22 protein-coding genes are annotated in these 23,074 nt (G+C 61.2%); 14 read left to right on the top strand and 8 right to left on the bottom strand.

Going from position 1 to position 23,074, the window contains the following annotated elements; all coding sequences use genetic code 11:
- Positions 1-67: 67 nt before the first annotated feature.
- Positions 68-808 (bottom strand): SDR family oxidoreductase, encoded by a 741-nt coding sequence (locus tag ASE94_RS03130; RefSeq protein WP_062629166.1) that lies wholly within the window; start codon positions 806-808, stop codon positions 68-70.
- Positions 809-905: 97 nt separating this feature from the next.
- Between ASE94_RS03130 and ASE94_RS03125 the strand changes: the two genes are divergently transcribed.
- Positions 906-1,808 (top strand): LysR family transcriptional regulator, encoded by a 903-nt coding sequence (locus ASE94_RS03125; protein ID WP_062629165.1) that lies wholly within the window; start codon positions 906-908, stop codon positions 1,806-1,808.
- An 18-nt stretch (positions 1,809-1,826) separates the two neighbouring features.
- Here the strand turns inward: ASE94_RS03125 and ASE94_RS03120 are convergent, their stop codons facing one another.
- The 7 genes from ASE94_RS03120 to ASE94_RS03090 form a co-directional block, all read right to left on the bottom strand.
- Complete coding sequence (locus ASE94_RS03120; RefSeq protein WP_062629164.1) at positions 1,827-2,714, bottom strand: DMT family transporter; 888 nt, start codon at positions 2,712-2,714, stop codon at positions 1,827-1,829.
- A gap of 167 nt (positions 2,715-2,881) precedes the next feature.
- A complete protein-coding gene (locus tag ASE94_RS03115) occupies positions 2,882-3,097 on the bottom strand; it encodes a cold-shock protein (protein ID WP_061909589.1) in 216 nt (71 codons plus the stop codon).
- Between the two features lie 236 nt (positions 3,098-3,333).
- Complete coding sequence (locus tag ASE94_RS21320) at positions 3,334-3,609, bottom strand: hypothetical protein (RefSeq protein ID WP_061909591.1); 276 nt, start codon at positions 3,607-3,609, stop codon at positions 3,334-3,336.
- 305 nt (positions 3,610-3,914) lie between these two features.
- Positions 3,915-4,976 carry a sn-glycerol-3-phosphate ABC transporter ATP-binding protein UgpC gene (ugpC, locus tag ASE94_RS03105; protein WP_062629162.1) on the bottom strand — a complete coding sequence of 354 codons (1,062 nt, stop codon included), beginning with the start codon at positions 4,974-4,976 and terminating at the stop codon, positions 3,915-3,917.
- 9 nt (positions 4,977-4,985) lie between these two features.
- The gene (locus tag ASE94_RS03100) at positions 4,986-5,864 is read right to left on the bottom strand and encodes a carbohydrate ABC transporter permease (RefSeq protein ID WP_061909595.1); all 879 of its coding nucleotides are present in this window, start codon (positions 5,862-5,864) and stop codon (positions 4,986-4,988) included.
- Entirely contained in the window at positions 5,857-6,792 is a 936-nt protein-coding gene (locus tag ASE94_RS03095; RefSeq protein WP_061909597.1) for a sugar ABC transporter permease, read from the bottom strand. Before ASE94_RS03095 ends, ASE94_RS03100 begins: the two co-directional genes overlap by 8 nt.
- Positions 6,793-6,853: 61 nt before the next feature.
- On the bottom strand, positions 6,854-8,146 hold the full coding sequence (locus ASE94_RS03090; RefSeq protein ID WP_156351801.1) for an extracellular solute-binding protein: 1,293 nt from the start codon (positions 8,144-8,146) through the stop codon (positions 6,854-6,856).
- 210 nt (positions 8,147-8,356) lie between these two features.
- Here ASE94_RS03090 and ASE94_RS03085 point away from each other — a divergent pair, with 210 nt between their 5' ends.
- The 13 genes from ASE94_RS03085 (at position 8,357) to ASE94_RS03025 (ending at position 22,953) form a co-directional block, all read left to right on the top strand.
- Positions 8,357-9,592, top strand: a complete 1,236-nt coding sequence (locus ASE94_RS03085) for an ROK family transcriptional regulator (protein ID WP_062629160.1) — start codon at positions 8,357-8,359, stop codon at positions 9,590-9,592.
- Positions 9,593-9,694: 102 nt separating this feature from the next.
- Positions 9,695-10,336 (top strand): ThuA domain-containing protein, encoded by a 642-nt coding sequence (locus ASE94_RS03080; protein WP_062629159.1) that lies wholly within the window; start codon positions 9,695-9,697, stop codon positions 10,334-10,336.
- Between the two features lie 113 nt (positions 10,337-10,449).
- The gene (locus ASE94_RS03075) at positions 10,450-11,229 is read left to right on the top strand and encodes a metallophosphoesterase (protein ID WP_062629158.1); all 780 of its coding nucleotides are present in this window, start codon (positions 10,450-10,452) and stop codon (positions 11,227-11,229) included.
- 116 nt (positions 11,230-11,345) lie between these two features.
- Positions 11,346-12,359 carry an ABC transporter ATP-binding protein gene (locus tag ASE94_RS03070; protein ID WP_244483938.1) on the top strand — a complete coding sequence of 338 codons (1,014 nt, stop codon included), beginning with the start codon at positions 11,346-11,348 and terminating at the stop codon, positions 12,357-12,359.
- Between the two features lie 162 nt (positions 12,360-12,521).
- Positions 12,522-13,550, top strand: a complete 1,029-nt coding sequence (locus ASE94_RS03065) for an extracellular solute-binding protein (protein WP_062629157.1) — start codon at positions 12,522-12,524, stop codon at positions 13,548-13,550.
- A gap of 52 nt (positions 13,551-13,602) precedes the next feature.
- Entirely contained in the window at positions 13,603-15,255 is a 1,653-nt protein-coding gene (locus ASE94_RS03060; RefSeq protein WP_156351800.1) for an iron ABC transporter permease, read from the top strand.
- 214 nt (positions 15,256-15,469) lie between these two features.
- Positions 15,470-16,501 carry a LacI family DNA-binding transcriptional regulator gene (locus ASE94_RS03055; RefSeq protein WP_062629156.1) on the top strand — a complete coding sequence of 344 codons (1,032 nt, stop codon included), beginning with the start codon at positions 15,470-15,472 and terminating at the stop codon, positions 16,499-16,501.
- Positions 16,498-18,111, top strand: a complete 1,614-nt coding sequence (locus tag ASE94_RS03050) for an FAD-dependent oxidoreductase (protein ID WP_062629155.1) — start codon at positions 16,498-16,500, stop codon at positions 18,109-18,111. Before ASE94_RS03055 ends, ASE94_RS03050 begins: the two co-directional genes overlap by 4 nt.
- Positions 18,112-18,134: 23 nt before the next feature.
- A complete protein-coding gene (locus ASE94_RS03045) occupies positions 18,135-19,406 on the top strand; it encodes a sugar ABC transporter substrate-binding protein (RefSeq protein ID WP_062629154.1) in 1,272 nt (423 codons plus the stop codon).
- Positions 19,407-19,461: 55 nt separating this feature from the next.
- Entirely contained in the window at positions 19,462-20,382 is a 921-nt protein-coding gene (locus ASE94_RS03040) for a sugar ABC transporter permease (RefSeq protein ID WP_062629153.1), read from the top strand.
- The gene (locus ASE94_RS03035; protein ID WP_046142392.1) at positions 20,372-21,214 is read left to right on the top strand and encodes a carbohydrate ABC transporter permease; all 843 of its coding nucleotides are present in this window, start codon (positions 20,372-20,374) and stop codon (positions 21,212-21,214) included. The genes ASE94_RS03040 and ASE94_RS03035 overlap by 11 nt, the downstream gene beginning before the upstream one ends.
- 3 nt (positions 21,215-21,217) lie before the next feature.
- The gene (ugpC, locus tag ASE94_RS03030; protein ID WP_062629152.1) at positions 21,218-22,264 is read left to right on the top strand and encodes a sn-glycerol-3-phosphate ABC transporter ATP-binding protein UgpC; all 1,047 of its coding nucleotides are present in this window, start codon (positions 21,218-21,220) and stop codon (positions 22,262-22,264) included.
- On the top strand, positions 22,264-22,953 hold the full coding sequence (locus ASE94_RS03025; protein ID WP_062629151.1) for a hypothetical protein: 690 nt from the start codon (positions 22,264-22,266) through the stop codon (positions 22,951-22,953). The genes ugpC (ASE94_RS03030) and ASE94_RS03025 overlap by 1 nt, the downstream gene beginning before the upstream one ends.
- Positions 22,954-23,074: the final 121 nt, after the last annotated feature.

Genomic DNA, 23,074 nt, shown 5'->3' with positions numbered 1-23,074 from the left:
GTGCCGACTCGATACGCCGTTGACGAGAATGATCTCGCTCATTTTTTTCTCCTTTGGCTCGTTCGGCTCAGACCATGCCGCCATTGGCGCGGATGGTTTGACCATTGATCCAGCCGCCGTCGGGACCGGCGAGAAATGCGACCGCTGCGGCAATGTCCTCAGGCGTTCCCAATCGTTCGAGCGGGTTCATCTTGGCCATCTTGGCGACGAGCTCGTCGGACTTTCCGTCGAGGAAAAGATCGGTCGCTGTCGGTCCCGGCGCCACGGCGTTGACGGTGATGTCGCGCCCGCGCAGTTCCTTGGCCAGAATGGCGGTCATAGTCTCGACCGCTGCCTTTGTCGCGGCATAGACACCATAGGTTTCAAGCTTGAGGCCGACGACGGAGGTAGAGAAATTGACGATCCGTCCGCCAGTCTTGAGGCGCCGGGCCGCCTCGCGCAGCGTGTTGAACGTGCCCTTGAGATTGACGGCGATCTGCCGGTCAAACAGCGCATCGCTGCTCTCGGAAAGGGACGCCAGCGACATGATCCCGGCATTGTTGACGACGATATCGACGCCGCCAAAGGCCTGCTCCGCGCGCTCGAACATCAGCGCCACGGCGGCCGGATCAGAAATGTCGGCCTTGTGCGCCAGCGCGGTGCCGCCTGAAGTGCTGATCGCCTCGACCACTTTGGCGGCCTCGCTGTCATTGCCGGCGTAATTGACGACAACGTTGAAGCCATCGGCCGCCAAGCGCTTGGCGATCGCCGCACCGATCCCGCGCGAGGCACCAGTAATAAGAGCAGTTTTCTTAGATGCGTCAGTCATCTCGATCTCCTGTTCTGTTTGGTGTCCTCTCTTTACGCGATGCCCTGCAGCGGATAATCAGGTGAAATCCGACAACATAATGCGGAATTTTCGAACAATGGACCGTCTGGATTGTATGCGCGTCTTTTCGCGTGTGTTGGAGCGGCGGAGCTTTACGGCCGCGGCTGAGGACCTCGCCTTGCCGCGCTCAACAGTGACCGACGCGGTCAAACAGCTCGAAGCGCGCCTCGGGGTGAGCCTCCTCCAGCGCACGACGCGTTCGGTGACGCCGACGCTCGACGGAGAAGCCTATCACCGCAGTTGCCTGGCGATCCTAGCGGAGGTGGAAGCGGCTGAATCCACTTTTCTTGGCGCCAAGCCCAAGGGGCTGTTGCGCGTAGACGTTCACGGCACCCTCGCCCGGCATTTCGTCATGCCGCGGTTGCCGGAATTCCTTGAAACCTATCCCGAGATCGAGCTGTTCATCAGCGAGGGCGATCGGCTTGTGGATCTTGTGCGCGAGGGGATCGACTGCGTGCTGCGGGTTGGGGTTCCGCACGATAGCGACATGATCGCGCGCCGGATCGCAACCCTACCTGAGGCAACGCTTGCTTCGCCGGCTTATCTCGAAAAGTTCGGGATACCTGAGACGCTCGACGATCTCGCCCACCATCGCATGGTCGGCTTCCGATCCACTGCCACGGGTGGCGTTTTGCCTTTGCTCTTCGAGATCAACGGCAAGGTCCGTGAGGCGATGCTGCCCATGACGCTTACGGTCACAGGGGCCGAAACCTATTATGCCGCCTGCCTGCGCGGTCTGGGGCTCATCCAGATCCCGCGCTACCACGCTGCCTCGGCACTGGCCTCGGGCGAGATCGTCGAAATCCTGCCAACAATCAAGCCGCCAAGCACGCCCGTTTCCGTGCTCTATCCGCGCGACCGCCAGCTTTCGCCCCGCGTTCGTGTCCTCATTGACTGGCTGGTCAAGGTCTTCAACGTTCCGGACAAAACCATCGCGTAGAGCGGTCAGTTATCCGCTTCACGGCGAGACAACGACCTTCTTCGGCCAACGCTCCAGACCGACGACAGCCACGCCGCTGACCATGATAACCGCAATGCCCAAGAGAGCGAGCGCGTTGGGAAACGTGCCGAAAATCAGCATGCCGGACAGCAGCGCCCAGACCGTGGACATATAAAGAAAGGGAACGACTGCCGAGACCGACGCGGCGCGATATGCGGTGAGCAGCAGCCAATGCGCGGCGATCAAAAATATGCTCGACCCCACGGCGAAGGCAAGGGTCAGCGCAGAAGGCCATGTCCATTGCTCGAGCAGCAGGCCCGCGAGCCCCGCACCGACGATCTCGATGGCTCCGGCGGCGACTGCGACGACGATTCCGGGTATATCAAGCTTGATCTTCCTGCCGATGAGATCGCGCACCGCAACTGCCGCAGCGCTCCAAAGACCAAACAGGGTATAGGGTGAGAAGCCGCTCGCGCCTGGTTGCGCGACGAGAAGTGCGCCGGCGAAGGCCAGAACGATCAGAGCGACCTGCATGCCCGATAGCCGCTCCTTGAAAAACACCATCGCGCCGATCAGCAGCAGCAGCGGTGACGTTTGCCCCAGCGCGGTCAGATCGGCGATGGGCACATAGGCAAGCCCAGCGACAAAACCCATTGCGGCGGTGAGTTCGAGCAAATTCCTCAATTGCACACGGCCGTCCAGCATGCGCGGCGCGTAGCGAAAGAGGCCCAGGGCTGCAAGAAGCGGTATGCCAAGAAGCGTGGAGCCGACGCCCCGCAGGAACAGGGCTTGAAACGGCGGCACTTCGTGCATGGCCAGTTTAAGTAGGCTGTCATTGATCGTGAAGCAGGCGGTCGCAAGGATCATGAGGATGATCCCAAGCGTATTGCCGGAAGGGCGGCGCATGGTGGTCTCTAGACATCGGGCAGGTGCAAGCTCGAATCCTGATAGAGCAGTGCCCGTAAATGTCCAGCGGCTGGCGCCGCAGAATCTCTTTTAAGGCGCGACGCCTGTCACGGGCTACAAAAAAGGCCGCCAGCGGCGGCCTCAAGGCTTGGACGTCGAAGCTGAACTTACTTCTGAAGGATCAGATTGATCGCGGATTCGCGGCCATCGCGACCGGTCTCTACTTCGTAAGAAAGCTTGTCGTTCTCATAAAGTCCGTCAACGCCAGAATTCTGGACAGCCGACACATGGACGAAGTGGTCCTTGCCGCCATTGTCAGGGGTGATGAAACCAAAACCCTTGGTTGCGTTGAAGAATTTTACAGTACCGTTCATGGTTGCCATTTTAATATTCCTTGAGCTCGGAGCCGAAGCAAAGCGAGCGTTGCCCTCTGCAACATGCAAGAGGGGGCATAGACGTTCGCAAAGTGGATCACTGAGCCATTAACCGGATAAGGACCGGCAGGAGGCAGCCGACTTGGGCTGAAAACGCGTATCATGGTGTTTCGCACCCAATAGCGGCATTGGCAAGGCGAACGCGCCAAAAGCTCCTGCTAAAGCTCAAGGCCGTCGCGTTGACCTCATCCTGATATGGGTTCGCCTTTGTGCTTATCGTTTTGAACGACCGAACGGCGAAGCGGATATTCGTCCGAGAAGTAAAGGCCGCGAATAGCCTCGGCGCCGTAGCGAATTTCGTTTGCTTCGATAATGGAGCTTGATTGAAGGCCGACGGGCAATTCCTCAATGGTGAACTGAATTGCCTCGACCAACGAGGGAAACCGCTGATATCGCGCCACCCGAGGCGAGGTATGATGTCGTCCAGGATAAAGTTCAGCCGGCGCATTGAAATTAGTCATCGCTAGTCCTTTCGAGAACGCGAGATCGAGCGCCGCGTGGGCGCAACGTTCACAATCTGAGGAAAGCGGCTGGGACCGGGAGCCAAAGGCATATGAAGCGCCACAACTCATATGGGGCACAATAGCCACTTTTGTGAGGCAGGAAACGAAGAGAGGCCCGCCACGTCTCCCGAAAGCTCGGCGACCTCGGCGCAAAATGCGCTTGGCAGTGTAGATACTGCCCAGTTTTCCGACGTCGCCTACAAATGGAGCGGTGAGAGCCATCATTGGCTGGCGGCCTTGCACACGACATGTCGTGTGCTCAGCTAATTGAGGCTGACCCTTTCGCCAGTGCGGCCATCGAAAATATAGGTCTGGCGGGGATTGGCCATGATGTTCACGCTGTCGCCGGGCGTGACCACTTCTTCGCCATTGACGGTAACGACGACCGGCAGGCCGGAAACATCGACCGTCACGAACGTCTGGCCGCCGGTCGGTTCGACGAAGCTCACTTGGCCGGCAATGCCGTACGCACCGAGCTGGAGATGTTCGGGGCGGATGCCGACGCTGACCTTTTGGCCATCCGCGACCTTGGGGCCGGGCTCGAACGTGAAGACCTCGCCGCCGGCGGTGCGGGCGGTGTTGCCGGTTACGGTTGCTTCAAAGAAGTTCATGGCCGGTGAGCCGATAAAGCCGGCGACGAAGAAATTGGCCGGCTGGCGATAGAGCTCCATCGGGGAGCCCTCCTGCTGGATGACCCCGCGATTGAGCACCACGACCCGATCGGCAAGGGTCATCGCCTCGACCTGGTCATGCGTCACATAGACCGAAGTGACGCCCACTTTTTTATGCAGCGCCTTGATCTCGGATCGCATCTGGACGCGCAGCTTGGCATCGAGATTGGAAAGCGGTTCGTCAAAAAGGAAAACCGAAGGGTCACGCACGACGGCACGGCCCATGGCGACACGCTGGCGCTGGCCACCTGAAAGCTGGCTGGGCTTGCGATCGAGCAGCGGTTCAAGTTCCAGCATCTGGGCTGCCTGCCGGACGCGGCTGTCGATCTCGGCTTTGGGTTTCCCTGCCAGCTCGAGGTTGAAGGCCATATTCCGGTAGACGTTCATATGTGGGTAGAGCGCATAGGACTGAAACACCATAGCGATGTTGCGCTCGCGCGGCGTCAGGTCGTTGACCACCTCATTGCCGATAGCGACCTCACCGCTCGAAATGTCCTCAAGCCCAGCGATCATGCGCAGGATCGTCGACTTGCCACAGCCAGATGGGCCGACGAGAGCGACGAACTCGCCGTCTTCAATAGAGAGGTTGATGCCCTCGATTACCGAGACGGTTCCGTAGTTTTTTGCAATATTGCGGAGTTCCAAGCCGGCCATGAAAGCCTCCTACTTGACTGCGCCGGCAGTCAGCCCGGCAATGATGTGCTTCTGCGCCGCGAAGAAAACGATGACCGTGGGCAGGATGGTGAGAGTGATGAAGGCAAGGATCAGTTGCCAATCGGTGCTGAATTCGCCGCGATAGACCATGATCCCCAGCGGCCATGGATATTTGCTCTCGGAATTGAGCATGATGAGCGGCAGGATGTAGCTGTTCCAACTCCCGACGAAGGAGATGATCCCGACCGTCGCGATGATTGGGCGGCTGAGCGGCAGCGAGATGTGCCAGAAGAACCGAAGATAACCCGCGCCATCGACGAAGGCAGCGTCGAAGAGTTCAGTCGGCAGGCTCCGGAAATAATTGCGGAAGAGCAAGATGCTCATGCCGAGCCCGAAGGCCACCTGCGGCAGCACCACGCCCCAATAGGTATCGAGAAGGCCCAAATCCCGGATGCGGATAAAGAGCGGCAGGATGGCCGTGGCCGCCGGGAACATCAGCCCGATCAGGAAGTAATTGAGCAGGAACTGCGAGCCGAAGAATTTGACATGGGCGAAGGTGAACGCCGCCATGGCGGCAAAGGCCAGCGTCAGGAAGACCGTGAGCCCCGCGATGAGCAGAGAATTGCCCATTTGCAGCCAGTAACGCTGGGAAAACAGGATGTCGGCATAGTTCGAGACCATCCAGGTCGATGGCAGGCCGAAAGCATTGCCGCGGAGGTCGCCCAGCGTCTTGAAGCCGCCGAGTGCAGTCGTGACCAGGGGAATAACCACAACCGCGGCAAAAATGATGAGGCAGGTATAAAGGTAAGCCTTGGTGCCGAAGCGGAGGCTGCGCCCCGGTGTCTGGGCCTTGGCGGCGTCGATGGGATTGGTGGCGGTGTCAGTCATTTTTCATGAAGATCCGCTTGTAGGAGAAAGCGAGGGTGACGCAGATGACGAACAGCACGACGCCCACGGCCGAACCGAAGCCGACCTGCATGCGCATGACCCCGAAACTGTAAAGGAAGGTCACGAGCGTCTGCGTGGAGTTCGAGGGACCACCGCCGGTGAGCGGCATGATCATGTCAAAGAGCTGCAGCGATCCGATCACGGCAAAGAAGACCGAGAGGCGTACCGTCGAGCCCAGCAATGGCAGGGTGACCTGGCGGAACTTCTGCCATCCAGTCGCCCCATCGATATCGGCAGCCTCGAGCACGCTTTTGTCGATCGCCTGGAGCCCGGCGATAAACAGCATCATGTGAAAACCGAAGTATTTCCAGACTATGACGCCAAGCACGGCCGAGAAGGCGGCGTTCTTGTCGGCGAGCCAGAAGGGCGCGTTAAGGCCCATCATATGGTAGATATTGGCGACGAGCCCGAATTCGCCATCGTAGACGAAGCGCCAGATCATGCCCGCAGCAACGTCGGCCAGCACATAGGGCAAGAAGAAGATCAGCCGGAAAAAGGTCGCGCCCTTGATATGCTTGGTGACCATGGTCGCAAGCCAGAGCGCAAGCGGCACCTGGATGCAGATCGAAACGAGGATGATGAGCCCGTTATTGACGAGAGCGTTGCGGAAGGCGCCCTGACGGAAGATCAGCTCATAATTTTTCCAGCCGATCCACTGCGTCGGCAGGCCATAGCCGTTCCAGTTGTAGAACGAATACCAGGCCGCCTCGCCCATGGGCAGAATGACGAAGACGGTGAACAGCAGCAGCGCTGGCGGCAGGAAGAGCACCAGAACCGGCCATTTGCCGCGGATGCGGGCACGTCGAACTTTTGGGCGGGCGAGCGCCGTTCCGGCGGACAAGCCGGGCGCTGCAACAGTCTCAGTCATCCATCTCACCTTTCAACGACCGAAGGGAGAAGCGGGCAACCGCAAGGCTGCCCGCTCGCGCTCACATCTCCATCGAGAAGGCGTCCTGCACCTGCTGCAGAGCATCTTCAGGCGTGACCTGACCCGAGACCAGTTCGACGGACATGTCGTTGACGACACGGCCGACATTGGGGCCGAGATCCTGGTCGAGATAGTTCTGGTGCCAGGTGGCCTTGGCCATCTGCGCAGCACTATCGGCCAGGCTCGGATCCTTGACGCTGGCATCCGAGCCAAGGGCGGTCGGCAGGATATTGTTCTTTTCAGCCAATAGCCCGGCGTTTTCGACCGTCATGTAGTGGATGAAATCTTCGGTTTCCGGCGGGGCATTGGTGGTGACCACCCAGCCATTGAGGCCGCCGAAATCGTCGGTCACGACGCCGGCCCCGCCATCGACCAGCGGGAAGGCGAAGCGCCCGATCGCGTCTTCGGCAAGGCCCTTGCCGTCGGTTGCGGCATTGGCCTGGTTCTGCGGCGTCGCGGTGTTTTCAAAGCTGAGCACCATGGCAGCGCGGCCATCAGCGAACACAGCCTGCGTATCGGGCCAGGTCGCGCCGAGATAGCCTTCCTGGAATGGCTCCATGGCGCCAAGATCCGCCAGCATTTGGCTCGCCTTCACAAAGCCTTCGCCCTGGAAGCCCTCACCGGCCTTGGCCGCGTCGAACCCATCCTTGCCGAGCTCGCGCATGGCGAGATAGCTCCAGAAGAAGTGGATGGGCCACTTGTCTCCACCGCCACCGGCAATCGGGGTGATCCCGGCATCCTTGAGCTTTTGTACGGCCGCCGTAAAATCGGTCCAGGTCTTGATGCCATTGGCATCAACGCCCGCCTGCTCGAACAGCGCCTTGTTGTAGAAAAAGGACACGAGGCCCGACTGTACGGGGGCGGCCCAGACCTTGCCGTCGATGCTGAGGCCATCGACCGCTGCCGGGCTCACCGCATTGCGCCAGGCGCCATTATCGGCATCCATGGCCGCGGTGATGTCGCGGATGGCGCCGGTTTCGGTCTGCGCTTTCAACACACCACCGCCCCAGGTGTAGAACATGGATGGCGCGTCGTTCGATTGCAGCAGTGTCGGCAGCTTGGCTTTGAAAGCCTCGTTTTCAAGGAACTGGAATTCGATTTTGACGTCGAGATGCTCCGCCTCGTAATTGGCGGCGATTTCCTGCCAGGTGGCAAGACGATCCGGATTGGATTCAAGGTGCAGCCATTTGATGATGGACTGCGCTGCCGCACCGGATACAGTCGAGGCCAGCGCCACGGCGCTGAGGGCAAGCACGAGCGATCGCCTGGACAGGCGTCCGAAAACCAGATTCATGATGTTCCTCCCGTCGGACATTTTGTCCGTTATGCGGAATTAATAGGCTCGCCGATTCACCGATTGTCAATACCTTCAGACCGACACCGCCCTAGACACCTTGAAACAGTGGGTTTGGCACTTGCTAATCGACGATTTTGGCTGCTAGAGTTTTTTGAATTAATACGCATCGCTGATTAAAGCGGGCGCCGGGAGGCCGAAGACGGGATCATGAAGACTGCCGATCCTGAACTCATGCGAGCGATCAATCGCTTCCATGTGCTCGATACCATCCGCCGCTATGGCGCCATTTCCCGCGTCGAAATCGGCGAGCGGATCCAGCTTTCGCCCACCACCGTCTCGGCGATCACCGGTTCGCTGATCGAAGATGGGCTGATCCTGGCGCAGCATGAGGGCGACCTGCGCGGTGGCAATCGCGGCCGCCCGCGAGTGATGCTGGCGCTCAATCCCAAGGCGGCGCGTGTCGTCGGCGCCAAGATCGCCGCCAATCGCCTTGCCTTCGTCGTCACCGATTTTCAGGGCGATATCCTGGCTGAACTGATCCTGCCGCTGCGGGTCGATCGGCTGCCGCTATCGGTCATCGCCGATCTCGTCGAGGATGGCGTGCGCCGCTGCGTGCTCGATGCCGGCATCGCCATGGAAGACATAAAATCCGTGGCTGTATCCCTGCCCGGCATCATCGAGCATGGCACCGGACTTGTCCGCGCCAGCAGTATTTTCCGCGATGCCGATGTGCCGCTCAAGGAGGCCCTGGTGGAGCGGCTCGGCATCGACGTTATCGTCGAGAGCGATGCCAATGCCATCACCATGGGCGAGCACTGGTTCGGCCAGGCGCGCGATTGCGACGACTTCGTCCTCGTCGCCATCGAGGACAATCTCACTCTCGGAGTGATGCATGGTGGCCAGATCTTCCGCGGCGCACGAGAACTCAGTCTGACGCTGGGCGACATGGTCATGGGTGCCGATCCCGATCACGCAGTAAAACTGGCCGATGTCGCGAGCGAAAAAGCGATCATTAATGGCGAGGTCAGCGATCCACGGATGCGCGACGCCATTCGCCTTGGTAGCGGCATGAGCCAGGTGCGCGGCATGATCGAAGCCGGCGACAACAAGCTGCGGGTTGCCGCGAACAAGGCCGGCGCGGCCCTTGGCATTGCCATCGCCAATCTCGTCGCGCTCTTCGCGCCACCGCGCGTCATTCTCGTTGGCTCGACGCTAACGCTCGGGCCGCATCTCCTCGATGCGCTCCACAGCAGTTTTGCCAAGGCCATTCCCCAATCGCTGCGGGAGGTGGCGGAAATCGTCATCGAAAACGCCGACGACCGACTCTGGGCTCGCGGCGCCGCCGCGGTGGCACTTGGCGAACTCTACGGCTCGCCCTGGGGGACCACGGGCCCCGCGAGAACCTTCAATGCCGATGCGCTCGAAAGCGGCAAAAGCCCGTGAGCAATTCGCGATCCATCACCAGGTCGGTCAGCCGGCTAACTTAGCCGGTGGCGCCCGATTGCGGCGGCGTCTCGGCTGACCAAAGCAAGAGGAGGAAAGACTATGCAGGAAGCTCTCATCGTTTGGGGTGGCTGGAGTGGACATGAGCCGGAACAGTGTGCCGACATTATTCGCGGCATGCTCGAGGAAGACGGCTTCAAGGTCTATGTCGAGAACACGACCGAGGCCTTCGCCGATCCTTCGGTAAAAGATCTCAGCCTCATCGTGCCGATTTTCACCATGAGCAAAATCGAGAAGGAAGAGCTCAGCATGCTCACCGAGGCCGTGCGCGGCGGCGCGGGCCTCGCCGGATATCACGGCGGCATGGGCGATGCTTTTCGGGATGCGGTAGACTATCAGTTCATGGTAGGCGGCCAGTGGGTCGCCCACCCGGGGAACATCATCGACTATCGCGTCGACATCACCTGCCCCGACGATCCGGTGATGGAAGGCATCGAAAGTTTCCCCTATCGCTCGGAGCAATACTACATGCATGTCGACCCCTCGAACGAGGTGTTGGCGACGACCACTTTCAACGGCGATCATGCCTATTGGATCGACGGGATCACCATGCCGGTGGTCTGGAAACGCAAATATGGCGAAGGCCGCGTGTTCTATTCTTCGCTCGGCCATGTCGCTTCAGAATTCGAAGTGCCGCAAATGCGCACGATCCTCCGCCGCGGCATGAACTGGGCCGCCCGATAGGCAGGTTAAAACGGGGCGCCCCAATGGGGTCGCCCCGTGTAGATTGGCGGCTCTGTCCTCTCGCTGACATCAAACTGCGTCAGACTGCCAAAAACCTAGCGGACCGCTCAGCCATGACCCTCAAATTCATCGTCCTCAGCGACCTCCACGTCATGCCTGAGGGCGAACTCTCGATGACGCTCGACACCGGCGCAAGGCTTGAACAAGCCGTCCAAACCATTGCCGCCCGCTACCACACTGTCGATTTCTGCGTCCTTGCCGGGGACCTCACAGATCTCGGTCAACCCGCAGCCTACGAGCGCCTCAAGTCACTGATCGACCGTATAGATATCCCGGTCCACCTGACCCTCGGCAATCACGATGATCGCGAGACTTTCCTCTCGGTTTTCGGCGAGGAATATGTCGCCGAAACCGGCAAGATCGACAAAGCCTTCGACGCCAAAGGCTATCGCATCATTCTCCTCGATTCCTCCGAGCCCGGACGCGTCGACGGCGTGCTCACCAAGGTTCAGATCGCCTGGCTAAAGGCCCGACTTGCCGAGGCATTGGACCGCCCGGTCATCGTGATCCTCCATCACAACGCCAATGCGCTCCACATCAACTCCGATGATATCCGCATCCGCGACGCCGAGCCGTTCATCGCCGCACTCAAGACCCATCCCGATATTCGCCAGGTCATCGCTGGCCATGTCCACTTGACCTCGACCGCCCTCTGGCGCGGCATCCCCTTCACCACCCTCGCCGGTGGCCACTATTACTGCACGGTGGACCAGGACCACGTCCCCATGCGCCGCCTCACCGGCCCGGCGCAAATGGCTCTCGTCATCGGCGAAGCGGACCAGACCACAGTGCATTTCGACAGCTATATCGACGGCAATCCCGAAATCGCCTGATCGAGCCCCCTTCTGACAGCGTCTTCATGGGCGCGGGTTTGGCAAGCTGATCATGGGGCGCACTTGACAAGGCCCCCCGCGCCCGTCAGGTGCTGATCATGATCTCGGGAAAGCCAATGCTCGCCCTCAAGGGTGTTACGCGCCACTTCAATGACGTGGCGGCGCTGCAGGACGTCTCGCTGGAACTGGGTGCCGGGCAGGTTCTATGCCTTGTCGGGCATTCCGGCTGCGGAAAATCGACGCTTCTGCGAGCCATTGCAGGCATCGAAACGCTTGATGGTGGCACCATCGCCATCGAGGGCACCCCGGTTTCCGGCGACGGCATCTTCGTCGAGCCGGAGGATCGCCGGATCGGCTTCATGTTCCAGGACTATGCGCTGTTCCCACATCTCAGCGTGCGAGAAAACGTCGCATTTGGCCTCAAGAAACTTGCCCGTTCCGACCGCGCTAACCGGGTCAGCGACATCCTCTCCCGGATCGGCCTCGAAGCTTTGGCCGACCGTTTTCCGCATATGCTCTCTGGTGGCGAACAGCAACGCGTGGCGCTTGCTCGCGCCCTCGCGCCCCAACCGCGCCTCTTATTGATGGACGAACCCTTCTCCAATCTCGACCGCGGCCTGCGGGATCGCGTGCGGCACGAAACTCTCTCGATCGTGCGGGACCTCGGCATGACAGCCGTGGTCGTGACCCACGATCCCGAAGAAGCCCTGGCCATCGGGGATACGGTTGCCCTCATGCAAAAAGGCCGCGTGGTGGAAGCGGGCACCGGCGAACGCATTTACGACGCCCCCTGGACGGCTTATGCCGCACGGTTCTTTTCCCGCATGAACGTCATTCCCGCAAAAATCGAGGCCAATATGCTCGATACGCCGCTGGGACGCTTTCATGCGCCGGCCCTCGACGGCGAGCCGCATGTTCTCTTGCGGCCCCAATCCATCGTCCTGACGGAAAGCGGAATTCCCGGTGTCGTGGTCGATCGCTCCATTCTCGGCGAGATAGAGGAATTGCGCATCGCCGTGGCTGGTGTCGACGATCCCCTGATCATGCGCGGCACATCACGGCACGATGTCCATCCTGGCGATGCGGTTGAGATCGCCGTCAAAGCGGACGAGGTCATGATCTTCCCTTAGGATGCCTAAAAGTCCCGATTGTGATGGAAAGTCAGTACCTTAGACTAATTCTAAGTTGACCCTAAATAACTTGACTTAGACAGTCCGCTATGGCTTTAGCCTCCCTAGGAGAGGAAATGCGGAAGGGCCGCGCGACCTGCTCATCAATTTGGGAGATCGTCCATGAATACCCTTTTCAAACTCGTTGGCGTCACGAGCATGCTGGCTCTTGGTGCAGCCGTTCCTGCGCTCGCCCAGGAAGTGAACATCTACACGACCCGCGAGCCCGGCCTGATCCAGCCCATCCTCGATGCCTTCACCGCCGAGACCGGCGTTAAGGTCAACACCGTGTTCCTTGAAAGCGGCCTGATCGAGCGCGTTCAGGCAGAAGGCGAAAGCTCGCCGGCCGACCTTCTGATGACGGTCGATTTTGGCGCGCTGATTGATCTCGTCAATGCCGGCGTCACCCAGCCGGTCGATTCCGAAGCGCTTGAGACCGCGATCCCCGCATCACTCCGCGATGCCGATGGCAACTGGTTTGCGCTGTCGGGCCGCGCCCGTGTCGTTTACGCCGCCAAGGATCTCGATCTCGACAGCATCACCTATGAACAGCTCGCCGACGAACAGTTCCGCGGCAAGCTCTGCATCCGCTCTGGCCAGCACCCTTACAACACCGCGCTATTTGCCGCCTATATGGCCAAGCACGGCGAAGAAGCCACCAAAACCTGGCTCGAAGGCCTCAAGGCCAACCAGGCCCGCGCCGCAGCCGGTGGCGACCGTGACGGCGCCCGCGACATCGCCGCCGGCATCTGCGACATCGCCGTCGCCAACTCCTACTATTACGGCCTGATGGCGAGCGGCGCCGGTGGCGACGAGCAGAAGGCGTGGGCCGAAGAGGTCAAGGTGATCCTGCCGACCTTTGAAGGTGGCGGCACGCTGGTCAACGTCTCCGGCGCGGCTGTAGCGGCCCATGCCCCCAACCGCGACGAGGCCGTGCAACTGCTCGAATATCTCGCATCCGACGAGGCGCAGAAGCTCTATGCCGAAGCCAATTTCGAATATCCGGTTTCGACCACCGCGGAAGTGCAGCCGATCATCGCAGCTTTTGGCACGCTCAACCCCGATAGCCAATCGCTGACCGAAATCCTGCCGTTCCGCGCACGCGCCAGCGAGCTGGTGGACGAAGTGAACTTCGACACGTTCGGCAACTGATCGGAGACACGCGGCGGCCCCGGCCGCCGCACTTTCTATGGCCGATTTCACCATGACGCGCCCAAGGCGCCGCCATTTCGGTATCAACGTCTGGGCCGCCGGGGCATTTGCCGCGGCGGCTCTCGCGCTTGTGCCGATCGTGACGATCGCGGTGACGGCCATGGCCGATACCGGCGGACTCTGGGGCCATATCGTCCAGTTCGTACTGCCGCAGGCGACCTGGAACACGCTGGTGCTGCTTGCTGGTTCCGGTCTCATCGCGACCATCGTTGGCACCGGCGCAGCATGGTTGGTCACCGCCTATGATTTCCGGGGCCGCTGGTTCCTCGAATGGGGCCTTCTGCTGCCGCTGGCCGTGCCCACCTACATCATGGCCTATGCCTATCTCGACATCCTCAACCCGCTCGGCCCGGTGCAGGGCGTGCTGCGATGGGTGCTGGGCTATTCGAGCCCGCGCCAGTTTCGCCTGCCCGACATTCGCGCCATGTGGGGCGCCATCCTGGTCTTTGGTTTCGTTCTTTACCCATACGTTTATCTCACCGCCCGGGCGATGTTCCTGACCCAGGCCGCCAATGTCATCGAAGTGGCGCGCACGCTAGGCGTGCCGCGCTCTGCCATCTTCTGGCGCGTCGCCCTGCCTCTCGCGCGACCTGCCGTCGCCGTCGGCGTTTCGCTGGCGCTGATGGAAGTGCTCAACGATGTCGGCGCCTCGCAATTTCTTGGCGTGCGGACCCTGACCGCCACCGTCTACACGACCTGGATCGTTCGAACCGACTTGGCCGGCGCCGCCCAGATTGCCATCAGCATGCTCGCCATTGTCCTTGCGATGCTGGTCTTCGAGCGATGGGCGCGCCGCAGGCAGCGCTTTGCCTCGGCCGCGCAGAACGCCCGACAGATGCAGCGCCAGCGGCTCCGTGGCCCGGCCGCGCTTTTCGCGTTCCTTTTCGGGGCACTTCCGATTGCCATCGGCTTTGCCGGCCCCGCGCTTTATCTCATCATTGCTGCGATCCGGCGCATCGAGTTTGCCGGTTTTTCCAACGCTCTCCTCCGCGCCACCATCAACACCGTCAGCGTGTCGGCCATGGCCACCGTGGTCATCGTCCTCATCGGCTTTGCCCTCGCCTATGCGGCGCGGCTGCATCGATCGGCCTGGACCGAGGGCGCCATGCGCATAGCCTCACTGGGCTATGCCGTCCCGGGCACTGTGCTGGCCCTTGGCATCCTCGTTCCCGTTGCCGCCTTTGACAGGACACTGGGCAATCTTTGGCACGCCTGGACCGGCCTGCCCGGCACGCTCTTGCTGCTCGGCTCTGGGGCAGCCCTCATCTATGCCTATTCAACACGCTTCCTTGCCATCTCCGTGGGCGGCATTGACGCGGGACTAAGCCGCATTCCGCCCGCCTATGACTACGCCGCGCGCACCCTCGGCCGCTCGGCAAGTGGCACCCTCTTCGCAGTCCACCTGCCCCTGTCGCGCTCGGCACTGACTGCCGCGGGCCTTCTGGTCTTTGTCGATTGCATGAAAGAATTGCCCGCAACGCTGCTCCTGCGCCCCCTCAACTTCGAGAGCCTTGCCACCCTCCTTTACGGCGAGGCGGCCCGCGGCACCTACGAAGACGCCGCCCTCGCCGCCCTCATCATCGTCGCCATCGGCATTCTACCAGTCGTGCTGCTGGCAAGAACATCATCGCAACCAGCTGCGTAAGTCTTTGGGACTTGAGGCGTTGAGTGCAGATTTTGCCCTGACTTAAGCACTCCAACTGATGGGAGGACGACACGCTGGGAGCGATATCCCAGGTGGCGCTTTCCATCGTCCATCTTGCCGCTCTTCGCACGAATTTAATCCATCTTGCGCACCGCTCCACAACACGCTAATACGTATCAGCGCTAATACGCATTAGCAGATTTTGGAGGATGGCTTGGCGACGCGGCGGCTGACACAAAAGGACATTGCGAGATTGGCCGGCGTCAGCCAGGCGACCGTGTCCTTTGTGCTCAATGGCTCGCCGGAAAACGCCAACCGTATCCCTGCAGAGACGCGGGACCGCGTGCAGAAAGTGATCCGGGACACCGGCTATGTCGCTGATCCCGTCGCACGCCGGATGGTCAAGGGTCTCAACCGCATTCTCGGCGTTTTCACTTATGAGCCTGCCTTCCCATCCGCCCAGGCAGACTTTTTCACGCCATTTCTCCTCGGCATTGAGGAAGCGGCACAGGAGCTGGGATATGACCTGCTGCTCTTGACCGGCGCAGGCGTCAAACGGCGTATTTTTGGCGACAATGTTCGCCTCAGGCTCGCCGATGGCTGCATCATTCTCGGACGGCAATTCGATCGCGATGAGCTGACCCGGCTGGTCGCTGGCGACTTCCCCTTCGTCGCCGTCGGCCGCCGAGACGATGCGGGCGGCCCCGTCCCCTATGTGGGTGGCGGCTATGTCGCGGGCACGGCAGCGCTCGTTCAGCGTGCCCGGGCCCTGGGCCACCAGCGCATTGCCTATATCGGCCTCAACGAAGGCGCGGAATCGACGGTCGATCGCTGGATCGGCTTCGAGCCGGCCCTAAATGGTGCAGAGCTCGTCCACACCCAATTTGCCGTAGCGCAGCCGCCCGGCGAAACGCTCGATGCGCTGCTCGCGGCCGGCGCCACCTGCGTTTTCTTCACCGAATTGGCCGATGCCATCGCCGTCGATGCCGTCGCACGCCATCGCGGCATCAGCGTTCCCGGCGATCTCTCGATCGTCGTTCTCGGCAATCACATCCGCGCCGAAGAACACGGCCGCCGCTTTACGTCCTTCTCCATTCCCCGCGAAGCCATGGGCCGCGCCGCCACCGAAATGCTGGTGCGGCGCGTGGAGAATGACGCCCCGGTCGAGCAGGTGCTGCTCGATTGCGCCATCGTCGAGGGTGACACCCTCGGCCCTCTTTCTACCCAACACGTTCGGAACACATGACCAAAGAGCTTCACGCAGACATTCTCATCGTTGGTGGCGGGCTCGGTGGCGTTGCTGCAGCGCTTGGCGCCTTGCGCTCGGGCCGCACCGTCATCATGAGCGAGGAATTCGACTGGATCGGCGGCCAATTGACGAGCCAGGCCGTGCCGCCCGACGAGCATTCCTGGGTCGAGCAATTCGGCGTCACCCGCTCCTATCAGCAACTGCGCCGCGGCATTCGCCAGTATTATCGCGACAACTATCCGCTGACCGCGGAAAGCCGCGCCTGGGGCGATCTCAATCCCGGCGCCGGCTGGGTCAGCCGCTTGTGCGCCGAGCCGCGCGTTGGCCTTGCCGTGCTTGAAGCCATGCTCGCGCCCTGGCGCGGCGGAGGGAAGCTGACGGTGCTGCAGCCCTATCGTCCAGTCGCAGCCGATGTCGACGGCGACACTGTCCGCTCGATCACCCTCCGCCATCGCGACACGGGCCGCGAAATCGTCTGCTCGGCGCCTTATGTGATCGACGCAACCGAACTCGGCGATCTCCTGCCGCTGACCGGCACCGAATATGCCAAGGGTTTCGAGGCCCAGTCCGATACCGGCGAACCCAGCGCCCCCGATCACGCCCAGCCCGACAATGTGCAGGCCGTATCCGTCTGTTTTGCCATCGATCACGTCGATGGCGACCAGACCATCGACAAGCCTGAAAACTACGATTTCTGGCGCAAGTATCAGCCTGAATTCTGGGGCGGACCGCTCCTCGGCTTCAGGGCCCCGCATCCGCGTACGCTCGAAATCACCGAGCGCTCCTTCACGCCCAATCCCGATGATGATCCGCTTCTGGTCGACGCCGACCAGCGCCGCAATGCGGGCGACGGCAATCTCTGGACCTTCCGCCGCATCGCGGCCCGCCGCAATTTCCAGCCCGGCGCCTATCAGTCTGACATCTGCCTCGTGAACTGGCCGATGATCGACTACATGGAATCGACCATCATCGACGTTTCCGAAGAGGAAAAGGCTCGGCACCTCAAGGCGGCCGCCGATCTCTCCTATTCGGTGTTTTATTGGCTGCAGACCGAAGCGCCGCGCCTCGATGGCGGTCAGGGCTTCCCAGGCCTCCGCCTCCGCGGCGACGTCACCGGCACCGATCATGGCCTCGCCATGGCGCCCTATATCCGCGAAAGCCGCCGCATTCTGCCCGTCACGCGCATTGTCGAGCAGGACGTGTCGATGACCGTCCACGGCAATAGCCTTTCGAAAAGCTATCGCGACAGCGTCGGCATCGGCATGTACCGCATCGACCTCCACCCCTCGACTGGTGGCGACAATTATGTCGATGTGGAATCCGCACCCTTTGAAATCCCGCTCGGCGCGCTCCTGCCGCGTCGCGTCAAAAACCTGCTGCCGGCGGGCAAGAACCTCGGCACCACGCACATCACCAATGGCTGCTATCGCCTGCACCCGGTCGAATGGAACGTGGGCGAGGTCGCCGGCATGCTTGCCGCGCACTGCCTCAATCATGGCCTGACCCCGCATCAGGTGCAGGCCGATGACGGCAAACTCGAAGATTTTCAGGCTCAGCTCTACCGCGCCGGCGTCGAAATCCGCTGGCCGGACGTGCGCGGCTACTGATCGGCTCATCAACGGAGGAAACGATGACCAGACTTGCAATGCTCAAAGCCACGGCGGCTTCAGCCGGCATTCTTCTGCCTCTCGCCTGGAGCGGCGTCGCCTGGGCCCAGGACGCAGTCAATCTGCGCATGACCATCTGGAGCGCCAACGAGGCGCATCTGGCGCTGTTCAACGAAATCGCCGAAGGCTTTAAGGCGACGCATCCCAATGTGTCCGTCACCTTCGAGCCGCTGCCGTTCGAAAACTACACGACGACGCTGACCACCCAGATCGCCGGCGGCAACCCGCCCGATCTCGCCTGGATTTTCGAAACCAGCGCCGCCGACTTCGTCAATTCCGGTGCCCTTGCGCCCTTGACTGAAGCCTTCACCAATACCGAGGGCTACAACCTCGACGACGTCACCGAAGCCGCAACGGCGCTCTGGACCCGCGATAGCCAGCTATATGCCTATCCGTTCTCGACCTCGCCCTTCGCCGTTTTCGTCAACAATGACCTGGTGACCGCAGCCGGTGCCAAGACCCCGGCCGAACTTATCGCCTCGGGCGAATGGACCTGGGAAAACGCGCTCGCGACCGCCAAGGCCGTGGCTGACAGCGGCAAGGACGGCCTCGTCATCCGCGATTTCAATTACCAGACCTGGCAGAACCTGACCGCCTTCTGGCGCGGTTGGGGCGCCAATGCCTGGAGCGAAGACGGCAAGACCTGCGGCTTTACTGAACAGCCCATGGTCGACGCCATGACCCGCCTTCATCAGGCGATCTTCGTTGATGGCGCCCTCCCCGGCCCCGGCGAAAATGTCGACTTCTTTGCCGGCGACGCCGCCATGACCATCACCCAGATTTCGCGCGCTTCGCTCCTCCCCAAGGACGATCCATTCGATTGGGATCTGGTGCCGCTTCCAGAAGGTCCGGCCGGCGCCTATTCGGTCATCGGCCAGGCCGCCGTCGGCGCCTTCGCCAATCGTCCGAACACCGATGTTGCCGTCGAATTCCTCGGTTACATGACCAATCCGGAAAACAGCGAAAAGCTGGCCCAGTTCTTCCCGCCGGCCCGCGCCAACCTCCTCAACGCTGAAACCCTCGGCAAGACCAATCCGCTGCTTACTCCTGAGCAGATCGAAAACGTCGTCATTGCCGGTATCTCGAACGGCAAGGTGATCGCTGGTCACACCAACTTCGCCCAGATCCAGCAAACCATCCGCGCTTCGCTCGATGGCCTCTGGGTGGCCGATGCCGATGTGCCCGCCGTGCTCGCCAGCGTCTGCCAGGGCGTCAGCCCGCTCCTAGCCCGCTGATTCCATCCGCTCCCCGGCTTTTCGTCGGGGAGCTTTTTTCGATCACCGAGGCGAAATGAACGATCACAGCGCCGCCCCAAACCAAAAACGCCCCTTCTGGACCATCGCCCGGAAAGACGCGGCTGCCGGTTTCCTCTTCATTGCGCCGCAGACCCTGGGCATCATCACCTTCGTGCTGATCCCGCTCGGGCTCGTCTTCTACTATTCCATGCACGAATGGAACGTGCTGGCGAACACCTTCACCTTTGTTGGCGACGCCAATTACCAGATGCTGCTGCGCGATCCGAACCTGCCGCCAGTGCTCTTGGCCTCGGCCATCTTTTCGGCTGGCCTCGTCGTCCTCAACCTCAGCCTCGCCTTGCTCCTGGCCGTGCTGCTCGATCAAAAGCTCAAAGGCATCGTCGTCTTCCGCACGCTGTTTTTCTCGCCGGTCGTCGTTTCGCTCGTCGCCTGGACCATCGTCTGGAGTTTCCTGCTGCAGGCTAATGGCGGCATCAATGGCATCCTCGCCGTCTTCGGTATCGAGGGCCCCAATTGGCTGCGTACGCCAACCACGGCGATGATTTCCGTCGTCGTCGTGCAGGTCTTCAAGAATGTCGGGCTCAATATGATCCTGTTCCTCGCCGCCCTCCAGGGCGTGCCCAAAGAACTCTACGAAGCAGCAAAGGTCGATGGCGCGAGCCCCTTCAAGCAATTCCGCCGCATCACCTTGCCGATGATCTCCCCGACCATTCTGCTCACCTCGATCATCACCATCGTCGGCTCGCTGCAGGTCTTTGCCCAGATTGCCATCCTGACCAAAGGCGGCCCCGGCGTCTCGACCACGGTGCTGGTCTACTACCTCTATCAGCAGGCCTTCCAGTTCAATTTCTTCGGCTATGGCTCGACGCTCTCCATCCTCCTTTTCCTGATCGTCGCGGTGCTCACCTTCATCCAGTGGCAGATGCGCAAGCGGATCGTCTTCTATGAGAACTGACCTTTCCCCCCGCCTGCGCGTCGCCCTTTATGGGCTGATGTGCGTGCTGCTCATCCCCTTCGTCTTCCCCACTTGGTGGATGATCACCTCGTCGGTCAAACCGATCAGCGATATCTTCGCCTTCCCGCCCGATCTCTGGCCGCGCCGCTTCGATTTCTCGACTTATCAGCGCGTCTTCGAATTGCAGCCCTTCGCCCGGCAATATTGGAACTCGGCCTATATTGCCGCCATCGTCACGGCGGGCACCATGGTCGTCTCCTCCATGGCCGGCTATGCCTTCGCGCGGATCAAATTTCCCTTCAGCAATGCCATCTTCATGATCGTGCTGCTGGGCCTCCTGATCCCCTCCGAAGTCACCATCGTGCCGCTCTTTCAGATGTTCCTGGGTTGGGGCATGATCAATACCCACTGGCCGCTGATCCTCGTGCCGATCTTCGGCGCCCCTTCGGTCTTTGCGACCTTCGTCATGCGTCAGTTCTTCATCGCCCTGCCCGGCGAGCTCGAAGAAGCCGCGCGCGTCGATGGCCTTGGCCGGTTCAAGATTTTCTGGACCATCGCTTTGCCGCTCGCCAAGCCTGCGCTCGGCGCCGTCGCGATCTTCACCTTCCTCCACTCGTGGAATCTCTACCTCGAGCCCATCGTTTTCCTCTCTTCCACCCAGATGTTTACCCTGCCCCAGGCGCTGACCCAGTTCACCGACGCCTATGGCGGCGCCATGTGGAACATCCAGCTCGCCGCTGCGACCATGACCGCCATTCCCGTTCTCCTGGTCTTCATCGTCGCGCAGAAGCAGTTCGTCGAAGGTCTCGCCCATACCGGTTTGAAAGGCTGATCCATGGCCCCCGTCTCCCTCCATTCCGTCAAGAAAGCCTATGGCGACGTCCAGATCCTCCATGGCATCGATGTCGATATCGCCGATGGCGAATTCATCGTCCTCGTCGGTCCATCGGGCTGCGGCAAGTCCACCTTGCTCCGCATGATCGCTGGCCTTGAAACCATCACCAAGGGCGACATTCGCATCGGCGATCGGATCGTCAACGACCTTGAGCCCAAGGACCGGGACATCGCCATGGTGTTCCAGAATTATGCGCTTTATCCCCATATGACGGTCGCGACCAATATGGGTTTTTCGCTTGAACATCGCGGCGCCTCGAAGGCCGAGATCGCCGAGCGCGTCAAATGGGCCGCCGATATCCTCGACCTTTCGCACCTTCTCGATCGCTATCCCCGCCAGTTGTCGGGTGGTCAGCGCCAGCGCGTTGCCATGGGCCGCGCTATCGTGCGCAATCCCCAGGTGTTTCTGTTCGACGAACCGCTCAGCAATCTCGATGCCAAACTGCGCGTCGTCATGCGCGGCGAGATCAAGGCGCTGCACCACCGCCTCGGCGTCACGACCGTCTATGTGACACACGATCAGATCGAAGCCATGACCATGGCTGACCGCATCGTCGTGATGCATGCCGGCAAGGTCGAACAGATCGGCGCGCCATTGGAGCTATACGATCGGCCCGCCAATCTCTTCGTCGCCGGTTTCATCGGCTCGCCGGCCATGAACATTCTGGGCGGCACGATCGCAGGCGCCGAGTTCAAGGCCGCTGGCGTCACCCTGCCCTTGCCGGCTGGCCTCACCGCGACTGGGGCCGCCAGCTATGGCATCCGTCCCGAACATTTCCAGCTTTCGTCCGACGGCCTCCCGGCCACTGTCTCGCTGGTCGAACCTATGGGTTCGGAAACCCTGGTCACCATGACCCTTGGCGAACACGTGGTCACCGGCGTCTTCCGCGAACGCGTCGCCGCCCGCCCCGGCGAAACCATTCACATCCTGCCCGACCTCGCTGCCGTCCATCTCTTCGACGCCACGACCGGCCAGAGGATCAACTGATGTACGCGACGACCCCGCTCTACCAAAAGCTGACCGATGGCAGTTTCCCGATCATCGTTTCGCTGGCCCGGCACGATCTCGATCTCGCCAAAGCCGCGCTCGATGCAGGCGCCTATGCGCTCAAAACCCATCTCAACGCCTATCACCGCGCCACCGGCACGACCTTCGGCTCCTTTGCCGAAGAACGCCCCTTCTTCGAAGAGCTCTCAAAGCTCGGCTGCCCTCTCCTCGTCATGGCGGGCCAAGAGACGGTCCCGACCGCGGAAGAAATGGACGCGCTGCACACCCTCGGCTTTGAAGGCTTCAACGTCTATGTGGATCACCTGCAGCCGCACCTGCTACAATCAAAACTTCGCCCCATGCCCGCCCTCGCCTCGACCAGCACGCCCGAGGACGTGACAAAAATCGCCGCCATACCGGGCTGCATCATCGAAGCCTCGATCATGCCCTTCGAGCGCTATCGTACGGCCATGACCCCAGCCGATCTCCAGCGCTATGCCCAAATCGTCACTGCCGTCGATGTGCCCGTCATCGTCCCAAGCCAGCTCTCGCTGACACCAGACGACGCCCTCGCCCTGCGCCAAGCCGGCATAGCCGCCCCGCTCCTCGGCGCCATCGTGACAGGGGATACACCCAGCTCCATGTCCAAGGCTGTCGGCGATCTCCACAAGGCCCTGGCAAGCGCCTGAGGCCTTCAAAAGCCGCCCCACATCGGAGAATTAGCGCTCTGTGCATCGGCTCACGCCGAACAACACCTGCTGGCTGCAAAAGGCGGCATTGAAAGCGCGGCCGCGAAACGTGGCTTTGCGT

The organism is Devosia sp. Leaf64 (assembly GCF_001421945.1).
Lineage (GTDB): Bacteria > Pseudomonadota > Alphaproteobacteria > Rhizobiales > Devosiaceae > Devosia.
This window is presented reverse-complemented; position numbering and strand designations above follow the sequence as displayed.